Raw genomic sequence first — 14,100 nt, 5'->3', positions numbered from 1 at the left:
ACAGTACTTATCATACTGAAAACCGGATACGATGTCAAGTCTTTTTCCTTGTCACTGTATTCCTTCTTAGTAATCGCCAAAACAGGCGTATCCCTCTAGCTGACCGTATCCGCATCCTTGATCCAGTTGCTGAACAAGGCGTGTACAAATTGATCCGAGTCAAACGGTTGCAAATCATCTATCTTCTCACCCAAACCGACGAATTTCACGGGCAACTTCAGCTCTTGACGAATTGCAACCACGATCCCGCCCTTGGCTGTACTGTCCAGCTTAGTAAGCACGAGACCAGTTAAACCGGACTTCTCATCGAACATTTTGGCTTGACTTAAAGCATTTTGTCCTGTCGTTGCATCCAGTACTAGTAAAACCTCATGGGGGGCGTCTGGAACCTCACGGCTGATGACACGATAAATTTTGTTGAGCTCTTCCATTAAATTCACTTTGTTTTGCAAACGGCCTGCGGTATCACACAATAGTACATCGACACCACGACTTTTCGCTGCATGCAGCGCGTCGAACATGACCGCCGCCGGATCTGAACCGGATTGCTGCTTGATCACATCTACACCCGCGCGCTGCCCCCATACCTCCAACTGCTCGATCGCTCCAGCACGGAATGTATCTCCGGCCGCGAGCATCACCTTTTTACCTTGAGATTTTAAAAGATGAGCCATTTTGCCGATTGTCGTTGTTTTCCCTACTCCATTCACGCCAACAAACAAAATAACAGTCAGACCGGAACTGGCCATTTTCAACGAGGATTTCTCGTCACCCTTCAACAAGGCAATGATCATTTCCGACAAAATCGGCTGCAACTCGCTTGGCTGTTCAATTTTTCGTTTACGTACCTCTGCACGAAGGCTCTCAACAAGCTTCATAACTGTATTGACACCGACATCGGCACCAATCAATATTTCTTCCAATTCCTCATAAAAATCCTCGTCAATTTTTTTACGTCGGCTGAACAAATCCTCTACACGCTCGACAAACACATCACGTGTTTTGGTCAGTCCTTCCTTGAACTTATTTGTCACTGCCTCCGCTTTAGAGGAAATACTTTCTTTTAGCTTCTTAAAAAAACTCATTCCAGTCGTGACCTCCTCTTGGGCTTTGGGTTCTAACTTGCAATAATTGCTTCATCCTCTTCCAGACGAACGGACACCAGCTTGGAGACGCCGCCTTCCTCCATAGTTACCCCATAGAGAACATCGGCTTCTTCCATCGTGCCTTTGCGGTGTGTGACTACAATAAACTGTGTTTGCTGCGAGAACTCCCGCAAATATTCAGCAAAACGCGTCACATTGGCTTCATCCAAAGCTGCTTCTACCTCATCCAGCACACAAAACGGTACCGGTTTAACACGAATAATTGAAAATAATAATGCAATTGCCGTCAGTGCGCGCTCTCCACCGGATAATAGCTGCAGGTTCTGCAATTTTTTCCCTGGTGGCTGTGCTACGATTTCAATTCCTGTACTCAGCAGATTGTCGGGCTCGGATAAAATCAAATCTGCACGCCCACCTCCAAAAAGCTTGGCAAACACAATCACAAAATGGGTACGAATTGCATCAAAGGTGATTCGGAAACGTTTGGACATTTCCTCGTCCATCTCATGAATAACCTGATAGAGTGTCGTTTTGGCATCCACCAAATCATTTTTCTGTTCACTTAGAAACTCAAAGCGCTCGTTCACTCGCACAAACTCTTCTATCGCTCCCAGGTTAACTTCACCCAATATAGCAATTTCACGCTTGAGCTCCCTTACCTTGTTTTGCGTGCCTAGCACGTCTTCTGGTATTGGATAACGCTCCTTAGCCAACTCTATGCTCAGCTCATAATCATCTGCAAGCTTTTTCAGCAGGTTCTCAAGCTCTACATCAAGACGTGTCACGCGAACCTCGGTTTGATGAAGCTGTTCCTGCGCTTGCCGCAGCTGATTGCGCTCCTCACGTGTCTTATATTCTTCCTTCTCCAGCTTGCCCTGCCATTCTGCGCGCTCAGCACGTTTGAGATCCAATTGCTCCGAGCAGTGCTGCTTTTTCAGAGATAGGCTATTGAGCTGTTCAATTTGAAGTATGGATTCCTTTTCAAGCCCTGTCATATCCTGATCCATTTGCTGCAAAATACTGCGGTTCAAGTCAAGCTCCGTGTGAAGCTCTGTAAGCTCTGTCCTGAAACGCTTTTCCTGATCCAGCAAGGATTGCTTCTCCTGGGAGAGTGAGGCCACCTTGATTTTCAGATCCGTAAGCTGTGTCTGCAGCTCTTCCTTCTCCAGCTCACCCGCTTTACGTGCCGTAGCTGCCTCACGTATAGCTTGCTGAATCACAATTTCTTCTTCCAAAAGCTGCTCCAGCGATTGCTGTGCCGCTTCCCGCCGAGCCTGCAGCTCCCGCCGTTCCGTATCCATTGCGGTTCCGTCCTGGTTGTACAACGCGAGCTGATCAGCGACTTGTCTGGATTCCTGATCAAGTGGCAGAAGGCTAGCCCGAATTTGCTGCTCTTCAACCCGCAAATTTTCGCCAGTTTGACGCAATTGCTCCAAGGCTTGTGTCTCTGATACAATTTCCTTACGCACCAGTTCTCCCCTGCTGCGCACCTGCTGAAGCTGCTTGCCCGACTCCTGTATTTCCTCGTCCATCTCTTCAATCTGCCGCTGACGGCCGAGGAGGCTTGAGGTTCGCTTCTGCTGACTTCCGCCTGTCATCGATCCACCCGGATTGACGATATCCCCTTCCAGAGTGACCACGCGATAACGGTACTGGATCTTCGCGGCAATCCGATTGGCCATATCCAATTGGCTGGAAATGATCACATTGCCCAGTAAGCTGCCGACAATTTGACGATATTGTTCATCATATTGAACTAAATCTATACCGATCCCAACAAAGCCTTCCATCGATTCGATCGATCTTTTTTCGGATTCCTGAATAGATCGTCCCCGAATAACATCCAAAGGTAAAAATGTAGCTCGCCCAAGCTGCCGCCGCTTCAGGAAAGCAATCGCTTCACGCGCGTTACCTTCACTATCGACCACGATATGCTGCAAAGCGCCGCCAAGCGCTGTTTCCATCGCTGTCTCTACATGTGCAGGTACCTTCATCAGCTCGGCAACCGCTCCGCGAATACCACGAAGCTCATTGCGGTCCTTCGCCTTCAATACTTCCTTGACCCCATGTATAAATCCATCATAATCGTTAGCCATCTCACGCATCGTATCGCGTCTGGAAACTAAAGCATCCAGCTTCTGCTCCCATTTGCGAACAGCGTTGTTGGCTTCCTCTGAGAGCTGCTGCTTCGTTTTTAAGCTCTGGCTCAGATCGAGATATTGATTACGCATCTCGTCGACTTTCTTCAAAGTAGCCGCGAGGCGCTTTTCCAGCTCCTGCTTACGTGCCGTAATCGTATCCGCTTGTTCCTTCCACTTACGATGCTCGTCACCAAGCCTGTCCAGTCTTCGCGTCAAACCTTCGGTTTGCTGCTCGGTATAACGGATTTCATTGCGTGCATTGGCCATACGATTCAATGTTTCTAACAGATCGCTTTTCAATCGATCCTCGTCACCACTGCTTACCCCTCCAGCGACACCAAGAAGTCGGGTCTCCTCAGCCAACACCTTCGCCTGATATTGAATCAGCTCGTTTGAAATGAGTGTGAGCTTGTCTCTGAATTGGAGCAGCTCCGCTTCCTTCTCACCCATTCGCTGGCTTTGTTGGGCAGCCGTCTGTTTCAGCTGGGTCTGATTGCCCACATAATTTTTCTTACGTTCTCTCAATACTTCGCCTTGACCCTCACACTTTTCAAAATCCTCACTCAGCTGCAGTAACTGCTCCTGTAGACGCTCAATATCCGTTTCTAACCGTCGCGTTTCCCAGCGGTGCTTCTCAAGATGGGCATCATGCTGACTCACAATCGTTGATAACCCTTCCTGTTCCTTCTTCAAGCGCTCCAGATTCGTGTTGGTATCGGTCCAAGCTATGTAAATTTGCTCAATCTGGTACACATACATCGCAATTTCGCTGCTTTTTAGCTGCTCCCTTAGCTCCTTGTAACGGATGGCCTTCTCCGATTGCTTGCGAAGTGGTTCGATCTGGTCCTCGAGCTCCGATACCAAATCGTGAATACGCAGCAAATTTTGCTCTGTTTCCTGCAGTTTTTTTTCCGTTTCGCGTTTGCGTGATTTGTATTTGACAATACCCGATGCTTCTTCAAAAATCCCGCGGCGGTCTTCTGACTTGGTGCTTAAAATTTCTTCAATACGTCCTTGCCCAATGATCGAATATGCTTCTTTTCCAATCCCTGTATCCATGAACAGCTCAGTGATATCTTTTAGCCGACAAGGCTGTTTATTTATTAAGTATTCACTATCGCCATTGCGGTGCACCCGGCGGGTCACTGTGACCTCATTAAAATCAAGCGAAAGCGATTGACTTGTATTATCAAGTGTTAAGGAAACCTCACCAAAGTTAACTGCTTTGCGGTTATCGCTCCCAGCGAAAATAATATCTTCCATTTTGCCGCCGCGTAAGCTTTTTGCGCTTTGTTCCCCCAGTACCCAACGAATCCCGTCGGATATATTGCTTTTGCCGCTGCCGTTCGGCCCTACTACCGCTGTAATTCCCTGGACGAATTCAAGCTCTGTCCGGTCGGCAAACGATTTAAATCCGGTCAGTTCAATACGTTTTAAAAACATCGTCTCACCTCTACGTTATTGTACCATACAATTCCTATTCATAGAATCGTAGAAGAACCCTTGGCACCCCATAGAAAAATGCATCGGCAGCAGCCTCTCAGCTGCCCGATGCATTCGTCAAAACCCTCTGGTTGTGTTACCAAAATCAACTTTCAACGCTTCCAAAGCTTGAGCTGCGGCCTGCTGTTCAGCTTCCTTCTTGGACCGGCCGGCGCCTTGCCCCAAAAGCCTGTCGTTGATTTGAACCTGGGCCACAAATTCCCGTTCGTGTGCAGGTCCGCGCTCATCGATAATTTTGTATTCCAATATGCCCAAACTGTGCTGCTGTGTGTACTCTTGCAAATTGGTTTTGAAATCTACGGTCAGCAGCTTGCCCTGATTCGGAATATTCGGAAAAAGATGCTTGCGCAAAAACGAGTTAACGACTTCAAGACCTTGATCCAGATAGAGGGCCCCAACAAACGATTCAAACACGTCCGCAAGTAAAGCCGGCCTTGTTCTGCCACCTGTTAATTCCTCACCTTTGCCCAACAGTACATAGGATCCAAAATCCAACTGTTCGGCAAAACTTACTAATGAAGGCTCACAAACAATCGATGCTCTTAGCTTCGTCAGTTCTCCCTCAGGCCGCTGTGGATACATTTCGAATAAATACTCTGAGACGGTTAGTTCGAGGACAGCATCTCCCAAAAACTCCAACCGCTCATTATCCTTATGATTACCTATACGGTGCTCGTTCACATAGGAAGAGTGTGTAAACGCCTGCCTTAACAGCTCTGGTTTGCGAAACGATATGTCCAATGCGGTTTGCAGCTGTTTCAGGTTTCGATGCATATCCTCACCACCTACTTCGAACATCCGTTTATGGTTCATTTCCCTGATCATCCAACATCATGAATATATTTATTGTTCAAACTTCTTCAAAATAATTGTGGCATTATGGCCACCAAAGCCGAATGAATTGGACATTACAATGTTGAGGTCCGCTTTTCTCGGCGTATTCGGTACGTAATCCAAATCACATAATGGATCCTGGTTGTCCAAATTAGCCGTAGGCGGAATCACCCCGTTCTTCAAGGCAAGTCCACAAATTAACGCCTCAACACCGCCTGCTGCACCCAGCAAGTGGCCCGTCATTGATTTGGTTGAGCTCACAGCCAGTTTGTAAGCGTGATCGCCAAAAGCCTTTTTAATAGCTGTTGTTTCGGAACGATCGCCTACAGGTGTAGAAGTTCCATGTGCATTGATGTAATCGATCTGTTCCGGTGTAATCCCGGCATCCTTAATCGCTTTCACCATACATCGAGCAGCACCATCAGGATCGGGATCAGTCATATGGTGAGCGTCGCCACTCATTCCATAACCTACCACTTCGGCATAGATTTGAGCACCACGATTGGTCGCATGTTCCAGAGATTCCAGTATGAGAACACCAGATCCCTCACCCATAACGAATCCATCACGATCTATATCAAACGGACGGCTAGCATGGGTTGGATCATCGTTGCGGGTTGACATAGCACGCAGCGCACTAAAGCCTGCGACTCCTGTTGGAGTTATCGTTGCCTCGGCACCGCCGCAAATCATTACATCCGCATCCCCACGTTGAATCATTTTAAAGGAATCACCTATTGAATGTGTTCCCGTTGCACAAGCGGTTACCGCTGTGCTGTTAGGTCCTTTGGCTCCGGTCATCATTGAAATTTGGCCAGAAGCCATATTCGCAATCATCATCGGAATAAAGAACGGACTTACACGCTTGGGGCCTTTTTCCAGCAAAATCTTGAACTGTTCCTCCCAGGTAGACAAGCCGCCAATCCCGGACCCGACATAAACACCGACCCGCTCCGGATCTGTATCTTCCTTGACGTTAAGCTTGGCATCCCGCAAAGCCAATAAACTCGCAACCACTGCGAACTGCACAAATCGGTCCATACGGCGCGCTTCTTTTTTGTCAAAAAACGGCTCATAGTTGAAATTTTTGATTTCAGCAGCGATATGTGTTGGATAATCGGTTACATCAAACAATTCAATTTGACCAACACCGGATTTCCCCTCGAGTAAATTCCCCCAAAAAGTTTCCAGATCTTGCCCAAGGGATGTCATGACACCCATACCCGTTATAACAACTCTTTGATTCATTGTAACCCACCTCTATCTAAAATAACAATATCGTTATGTATGATAAGTCATATTCTTGTCAAGTATACATCCGCCGTTTCAATGAGCGGCTTGAAAGGAGATAAGTCCCGCCAAATAATTAAACGGGACTTACAGTCAATTAAGTATGAGATTTTATGTACTCAACTACTTGACCTACCGTAGTAATTGTTTCTGCATCTTCGTCAGAAATCTCCAAATCGAATTCATCTTCAAGCTCCATAACTAATTCTACGACATCTAAAGAATCAGCGCCTAAATCATCTTTAAAAGATGCTTCGAGGGTAACTTCGGCCTCTTCAACACCAAGACGATCGATGACGATACGTTTTACGCGTTCCAAAACATCGGACATCCGGTTCACCTCCTCCATGGTATTATACTGGACTTATGGACAAATTGCCATAGCTAGCGCAAGCTCCACCTAAAAAAACCAAATCCTCGCTTTTTAACTGTCTCTGCACTTTATAAGCCAAGCCTACATATACATGCCGCCATCAATATGAATGGTCTGGCCTGTCATGTAGGAAGCATCGTCAGAGGCCAGAAAACGAACTGCTTTGGCTATATCGTCCGGTTTCCCAAGACGGGCCAAAGGGATCTGCTGCAGCAGCCCTGCAACCGTATCCTCCGAGAGCTTATCGGTCATGTCCGTCTCAATAAAACCGGGTGCTACCGCGTTGACGGTAATACCACGGGATGACAGCTCCTTCGCACTGGCTTTGGTCATGCCGATTACGCCCGCCTTGGCGGCAACATAATTGATCTGACCGGGATTGCCAAGCACACCAACCACGGATGAAATGTTGATGATACGACCTGAACGCTGCTTCATCATCGGGCGTGTGGCTGCTTTGATACAGTTGAACACGCCTTTCAAGTTGATTGCAATCACCTGATCGAACTCATCTTCCTTCATACGCATAATCAAGTTATCTCTAGTGATTCCTGCATTATTAACCAAAATGTCAAGCTGACCAAACGTTCCCAGTACCTGCTTGAACATGTCGTCCACCTCTTGAGCTGAGCTCACGTCGGCTTTGACCTTAAACGCTTTGCGTCCCATGGCTTCAATCAAGCTGACAACCTCAGCTGCAGACGCTTCACTTCCAGCATAATTAACTGCAACGTCAGCCCCTGCCTCTGCCAGAGACAAGGCAATCGCTCGGCCAATACCACGTGATGCCCCGGTTACGAGTGCCGTTTTACCTGTTAGCATGATTGTAATTCCTCTCCTAAAAGTTCTCTGTAGGAAAACTTACTTGATAAGCATGAAACTAAGCTTCTAGTAATAGCTGCTGCGTTGGCATAAGTTATTGAAGCTGCTCAATCGCATTTTTGCTATTGATACCGATGACTTTTACCGACCGGTCGATTTTCTTGATCAAGCCAGCCAACACAGTACCTGAGCCTATTTCAACAAAGGTATCGACTCCTTGTTCAATGAGCCATATTACCGAGTCTTCCCAAAGTACAGAAGAGTGAACCTGATCAACCAACAAGGCGCGGATCTCACTCGGCTCCGTAACAGGAAGCGCAGTCACATTGGCAACGACGGGTACACTTGCGTTTTGCATGGAAACAGCTGTCAATACGGCTGACAGCCGCTCTGATGCCGGCTTCATCAGTGAGGAATGGAAAGGCCCACTGACTTCCAGAGGAATGACACGTTTGGCGCCGATTTCTTTACCTCGTTCCACAAGTGCCTGTACCCCGGCAACACTACCTGACACCACGATTTGTCCAGGACAATTCAAGTTAGCCAGTTCCACAACGTCAATCTCATTAGTGATGGTTTGACACAATTGAAGCAATGCATCACGCTCTGCTCCAAGAACCGCCGCCATAGCACCTTGTCCACTGGGTACAGCTTCTTCCATGAATTCACCACGCGCACGAACCGTACGCACGGCATCCTCAAAACTAAGTACTCCTGCAGCAACAAGCGCTGAATATTCGCCCAGGCTGTGCCCGGCTACAAAGTCCGGCTGGAGGCCCTTGGCCTTGAAAACCTCCAGATAGGCGATACTCGTAGTCAGCAATGCTGGTTGTGTGTTATAGGTTAATTTCAATTCGGCTTCGGGTCCTTCGAAAATGATCGAAGACAGGGAATACCCTAAAGCTGCATCCGCACTTTTAAATATACGCGCAGCAGCCTCTTCTGTTTCAAAAATATCCCGGCCCATTCCAACAGCCTGAGCACCCTGTCCCGGGAAAACAAATGCGATCTTACCCATAATTCAATTCTCCTTAAAGTTTTCGTAGAAAACTGACCTCTTAAGTATTCACTGAGTTTTCATAGAAAACAGAATTCGCAAGTATAAACCGAGTACATGTATACTGGTTTTTGTGAAACGGAGCTTACCAAATGACTACAGAAGCTCCCCAAGTCAAACCGCCACCAAAGCCGACCATAACCAGGCAATCGCCTTCGTTTAATCTTCCTTGTTCAACGGCTTCAGCTAATGCGATTGGGATGGACGCTGCAGATACGTTACCATACTTGTGAAGATTGATCATACATTTATCCTCACTAAGCTCAAGTCGGTTCAACGCTGACTGAACAATCCGTATATTCGCTTGGTGGGGTACGAGCAGATCAATATCACTTTTCTGCATGCCTGCTTTACGCAGTGCTTCCTCGGCAGCGTTACCCATAATGCGCACAGCAAATTTAAACACTTCACTTCCAGCCATATATATAAAATGCTGTTTAGCCTCAATACTTTGTGTGGAGGAAGGGCAGCGTGAACCACCACCAGCTACTTTCAACAGTTCTCCTCCGGATCCATCAGCACCCAGCTCAAAGGACTTGAAGCCGCGTCCTTCCGGTACCACACCGATGACTACGGCTCCTGCGCCATCCCCAAACAATATGCATGTATTGCGATCGGTGTAATCCGTAATTTTGGATAAACATTCTGCACCCACAACCAAGGCGTATTGATACATGCCTGTGGCAATAAAATTAGAAGCGTTCGCCAATCCATATATAAAGCCTGAGCATGCAGCTGACAGATCATACGCAGCAGCTTTCTTCGCACTGAGCTTGTTTTGTAAAATACAGGCTGTGGATGGAAATGCCATATCTGGCGTTATCGTTGCTACTACAATTAAGTCCAGTTGTTCCGCACTGATTCCCGCCATTTCCAGCGCCCTGAGGGACGCTTCGTAGGCCAAATCGGAAGAAGCCTGTTCGGGACTCACGATTCTTCGTTCACGAATACCCGTTCTGGATACGATCCATTCATCATTGGTCTCGACCATATGCTCCAATTCTTGATTCGTCAAAACACGATCAGGCACATATTTACCAGACCCAATGATGCCAACCGGTCGTAAGCTCATAATAGTAACAACTCTCTTCCGTTTACTTATTTCCGTTACTTATTTCCGCTTTTATACTTGCAAGCACATCGTTCTGGATCGAAATACGAGCCTGACGAATCGCATTTTTGATCGCCGTAGCGTTCGATGAGCCATGACTTTTCAATACCATTCCATTAATCCCAAGAAGCGGGGCAGCCCCATACTCGGAATAGTCGAGCTGACGCCTGAATTTCGTTAAACCCGGCTTTAATACAGCTGCGGCTAACTTGGTCAACAAATTTCGTGTGAACTCCGTCTTCAAGGCTGTAAAGATCGTTGCAGCTGCACCCTCAAGTGACTTCAGCATAATGTTGCCGGCAAAGCCGTCACATACGAGCACATCGCAAGGACCTGATAGCAAATCACGAGATTCCACATTTCCGACAAAATGAATCGGTGCTTCCTTGAGCAGTGGAAATGCAGCCTTTGTCAGCTCATTACCTTTGAGTGCTTCAGTACCTACATTCAATAAACCTACCCTTGGACTTACAACACCATGAACTTTTTTTCTATATATACTACCCATAATTGCATATTGAACCAATTGTTCTGGAGATGCATCCATATTGGCTCCCATATCAAGAGCTACCATGCCTTTACCATCCATCGAAGGAATCGTCAAGGTCAGGGCAGGACGATCAATTCCCTCAATTCGACCCACAATCAATAAACCTGTAGTCATCAAAGCTCCTGTGTTACCTGCCGAGATCATAGCATCCGCTGTGCGCTCCTGCACCATTCTACCTGCTATAACCATGGAGGCATCTTTCTTCCGTCGAACAGCCTTGACTGGCTCGTCATCAGCTTCGATCACTTCAGAGGCATGAACTATTTCCAAATTGCTTGGTTGATCGCCAGCCTGACGAACAAGCGGTTCAATCCGGGCCTTGTCTCCGATCAATATGACCGTCGTATCCTTCCATTCCCGTACCGCTTCCAGCGCCCCGGCCACCACTACATCGGGGGCATGGTCTCCACCCATTGCATCAATCGCTATCCGCACCAGGCTCCCCTCCCTCTGAACGATCCTTTGTTGAATGATAAATAATAAAATTACCTTGAAACACAATCTCATCACCAACGTAAGTAAACACTTCAACTTTAGCCTTACCTTTGGTGATTGAACGTACATAAGCCTTGGCTATGCACTTCTCCTCCAGCTTAACAGGCCGCACAAAACGAATATCCGCTGCGGCAGTCAAGGCAATCTGATCATTAATCAAGGCAACAGCCAATGAATTGGCTTGAGAAAAAATATGATGCCCGCGGGCAATCTTCGTTCTCGAAAAAACATGCTCGTCCTTAATTTCAAACATCGATATGCCGCTTTTGTCGAGCTGCAGATCGATCACATCACCAATGACCTCATGCAGCGGCAGTGACCGAACCTGGTCATAGGAAAGCTCTGCCATGAGCTTGATACGCTCTCGCAGCTCCGGAATGCCAAGCTCCAACCGATCCAAGCGAATGGTCTGGATACTGACCTGAAAAACTCGCATTAGCTCTTCGTCCGTAATAAAAGGATTGTCCTCAATTGCTCCGGTCAACTGCTGCTGACGCTGACGTTTAGGAAGGCGTTCGATACCAAACACCGCCTTATCTATGATCTGAATTTCCACGATTTCCTAGCTTGATATGTACACCATTCATTCTCATTAGATCTTATGACCAAGTAATAAGAGATAGTATAATGGATTGTTTACGAAAAGGGAAGAGCAAAAAAATAGCACTTCACCGAAGGATGAAGTACTATCTTTTCATTGTGATTAGAGAACTATTGCTTGATAACTTCTCTGCTCTTGTACGAACCGCAAACTTTGCAAACGCGGTGAGACAATTTCAATTCACCACAACTGTCACATTTAACCATGCCTGGTACTACTAATTTAAAGTGAGTACGGCGCTTATCGCGACGAGTTTTGGACGTTCTTCTTTGTGGTACTGCCATATTCCCCACCTCCTTCAACGAAATCAACCTAAGTTGTTACAATTCACCTTATTCTTTGAAAAAATCAGCCAGCCCGGCAAGTCTGGGGTCGATACTAGTCCGGTTGCAGTTGCAAGCCTGTACATTACGATCCACTCCACAAACAGGACACAAGCCAAGGCATTCTTCATCGCATAAAGGGACATACGGTAAAGCCATCATTACATTTTCGATCAAATAGGGCAGCAATTCTATCTTGTCGTCCTTAACGTAATGAGTTTCCTCATCCTCGTCATCAGACTCCGATTCATCTGCAGCTCGGGCGAACGTTTCATGAAAAGGAATTACCAGCTTTTGCTTTACCGGATTCAAGCAGCGGGAGCAAGGCTGTTCCACGTCAATACTCAATTGTCCCGTCACTTCAGCAACCTCATCTTGATACAGCGCCTTGAGGCTAACATGGAGCGGACTCGCATCGAGTATATCATTGCTTTCCTTCAAAGCATCGGACAGATCAACAGTTTCATCAAAATGTACCGCGTCGGCTTTCTGCGCCAACTCTTTTAAACGAATGAACACAATAATCACCCCAAACAAACAAAGATTATTATATCGATAATACCTGCATTTTGTCAACATTTTCAGGACGTGTTATAGTAAAATAATTCTAAAGGAGTCGTTCACATGAAAACAACAGGTCTTATTGTCGAGTACAATCCCTTACATAACGGACACGAATATCACTTTCTTGAATCCAAAAGAGTCTCCGGTGCCGATGGTACGATCGCTGTCATGAGCGGTCAATTTCTGCAGCGCGGCGAACCTGCTATGGTTGGCAAATGGGCAAGGGCCGAAATGGCACTTCGAATGGGCGTTGATCTCGTCCTGGAGCTTCCGATAGCTTATTCTACGCAACCTGCCGAATGGTTCGCTTACGGAGCCGTGTCTGCTCTACATGCAACTGGAATCGTCGATAGCCTATGCTTCGGCAGTGAGAGCGGCGAACTTCAATGGCTGCAGGCTGTCGCCGATGCAATGTGTGATGAGCCAGAAGCATTTCAGAGGGCACTTCAGGATGAATTAAAAACAGGCCTTCCCTACCCAGCCGCTTACAGCAGAGCCATTGCCCGTCATCTCCCTGGAGTGGACCCGTCCGAGCTGGCGAAGCCCAACAACACACTCGGATTGCATTATTTGATCGCACTTCAGCGCTTGAACAGCAGCATTAAGCCTTTGACTATTACAAGGCAAAAATCCGGTTACAATCAAACTGAAATTACAGATCAATCCATAGCAAGTGCAACAGCCCTTCGTCGCATACTGTTTGAACGAGGTACGCTTGAAGAGCTTGTTCCCTTCGTCCCATCAGGTACCATGAAGGTGCTGCAGCGTGAAACGGCAGTTGGTCGGGCGCCTATCGAATGGGAACACTATGCAAAGCCGCTTCTTCTCCAACTGCTGCATCATAGCACCCACCAGCTTGCAGAGCTTCATGAAGTAACTGAGGGGCTAGAGCATCGCATCAAACATGTTCTTCCCCAACTATCCTTATCTGGAGGATCAGGTCGTATCGTCGAGCAGCTTATCGGACTGCTCAAAACCAAAAGATATACGCGAACCAAGCTGCAGCGAATGCTGCTGCGTATATTGCTGAATCAGACAAAAGCACAGCTTTCACCCGCCGTGCTTCGCCAAGGTGTACCTTACTTACGCGTGCTGGGCTTCAGCCCTGCAGGCAGGCACCTGCTTAAACGAATGAAGCATGTCTCTAAGGTACCCATAATTACGAATGTGAATGCGGCTTCTTCAGAAGCCTATCCGTTTTTACAAATGGATGTACAAGCTACCTCCGTATATGCACTTGGTTTTGATGCTGCAACCGAACATGATCTGTTTCGCGACTATTATGAGCCGCCTGTACAATTAAGTCAATCGGAATGAGTGAATCTATCGT

13 protein-coding genes are annotated in these 14,100 nt (G+C 47.1%); 1 reads left to right on the top strand and 12 read right to left on the bottom strand.

Annotated features, from left to right (window positions below; genetic code table 11):
* Positions 1-95 precede the first annotated feature (95 nt).
* The 12 genes from ftsY to BK127_RS17720 all read right to left on the bottom strand — a co-directional run bounded on the left by ftsY (position 96) and on the right by BK127_RS17720 (position 12,725).
* Positions 96-1,085 carry a signal recognition particle-docking protein FtsY gene (gene ftsY / locus BK127_RS17775; RefSeq protein WP_076232682.1) on the bottom strand — a complete coding sequence of 330 codons (990 nt, stop codon included), beginning with the start codon at positions 1,083-1,085 and terminating at the stop codon, positions 96-98.
* Between the two features lie 32 nt (positions 1,086-1,117).
* Complete coding sequence (gene smc, locus BK127_RS17770; RefSeq protein WP_076232679.1) at positions 1,118-4,690, bottom strand: chromosome segregation protein SMC; 3,573 nt, start codon at positions 4,688-4,690, stop codon at positions 1,118-1,120.
* A 117-nt stretch (positions 4,691-4,807) separates the two neighbouring features.
* The gene (gene rnc / locus BK127_RS17765; protein WP_076233007.1) at positions 4,808-5,524 is read right to left on the bottom strand and encodes a ribonuclease III; all 717 of its coding nucleotides are present in this window, start codon (positions 5,522-5,524) and stop codon (positions 4,808-4,810) included.
* A gap of 69 nt (positions 5,525-5,593) precedes the next feature.
* The gene (fabF, locus tag BK127_RS17760; RefSeq protein ID WP_076232677.1) at positions 5,594-6,832 is read right to left on the bottom strand and encodes a beta-ketoacyl-ACP synthase II; all 1,239 of its coding nucleotides are present in this window, start codon (positions 6,830-6,832) and stop codon (positions 5,594-5,596) included.
* Positions 6,833-6,971: 139 nt separating this feature from the next.
* Complete coding sequence (locus BK127_RS17755; protein ID WP_076232675.1) at positions 6,972-7,205, bottom strand: acyl carrier protein; 234 nt, start codon at positions 7,203-7,205, stop codon at positions 6,972-6,974.
* A gap of 123 nt (positions 7,206-7,328) precedes the next feature.
* The gene (gene fabG / locus BK127_RS17750; RefSeq protein WP_076232673.1) at positions 7,329-8,069 is read right to left on the bottom strand and encodes a 3-oxoacyl-[acyl-carrier-protein] reductase; all 741 of its coding nucleotides are present in this window, start codon (positions 8,067-8,069) and stop codon (positions 7,329-7,331) included.
* 94 nt (positions 8,070-8,163) lie between these two features.
* Positions 8,164-9,087 carry an ACP S-malonyltransferase gene (gene fabD / locus BK127_RS17745; RefSeq protein ID WP_076232670.1) on the bottom strand — a complete coding sequence of 308 codons (924 nt, stop codon included), beginning with the start codon at positions 9,085-9,087 and terminating at the stop codon, positions 8,164-8,166.
* Between the two features lie 124 nt (positions 9,088-9,211).
* Positions 9,212-10,198, bottom strand: coding sequence for a beta-ketoacyl-ACP synthase III (locus tag BK127_RS17740; RefSeq protein ID WP_076232668.1), 987 nt, complete (start codon positions 10,196-10,198; stop codon positions 9,212-9,214).
* Positions 10,199-10,220: 22 nt separating this feature from the next.
* Complete coding sequence (gene plsX, locus BK127_RS17735) at positions 10,221-11,222, bottom strand: phosphate acyltransferase PlsX (RefSeq protein ID WP_076232665.1); 1,002 nt, start codon at positions 11,220-11,222, stop codon at positions 10,221-10,223.
* A complete protein-coding gene (gene fapR, locus BK127_RS17730) occupies positions 11,206-11,811 on the bottom strand; it encodes a transcription factor FapR (RefSeq protein ID WP_144026495.1) in 606 nt (201 codons plus the stop codon). The genes plsX and fapR overlap by 17 nt, the downstream gene beginning before the upstream one ends.
* Positions 11,812-11,993: 182 nt before the next feature.
* Positions 11,994-12,167, bottom strand: coding sequence for a 50S ribosomal protein L32 (gene rpmF, locus BK127_RS17725; protein WP_076232660.1), 174 nt, complete (start codon positions 12,165-12,167; stop codon positions 11,994-11,996).
* 48 nt (positions 12,168-12,215) lie between these two features.
* The gene (locus BK127_RS17720; protein WP_076232657.1) at positions 12,216-12,725 is read right to left on the bottom strand and encodes a YceD family protein; all 510 of its coding nucleotides are present in this window, start codon (positions 12,723-12,725) and stop codon (positions 12,216-12,218) included.
* Between the two features lie 105 nt (positions 12,726-12,830).
* Between BK127_RS17720 and BK127_RS17715 the strand changes: the two genes are divergently transcribed.
* Positions 12,831-14,087 carry a nucleotidyltransferase gene (locus BK127_RS17715; protein WP_076232655.1) on the top strand — a complete coding sequence of 419 codons (1,257 nt, stop codon included), beginning with the start codon at positions 12,831-12,833 and terminating at the stop codon, positions 14,085-14,087.
* Positions 14,088-14,100 lie beyond the last annotated feature (13 nt).

The organism is Paenibacillus sp. FSL H7-0331, from assembly GCF_001956045.1.
Note: the sequence above shows the minus strand (reverse complement) of the source record. Positions and strands in the feature narration are given on the sequence as shown.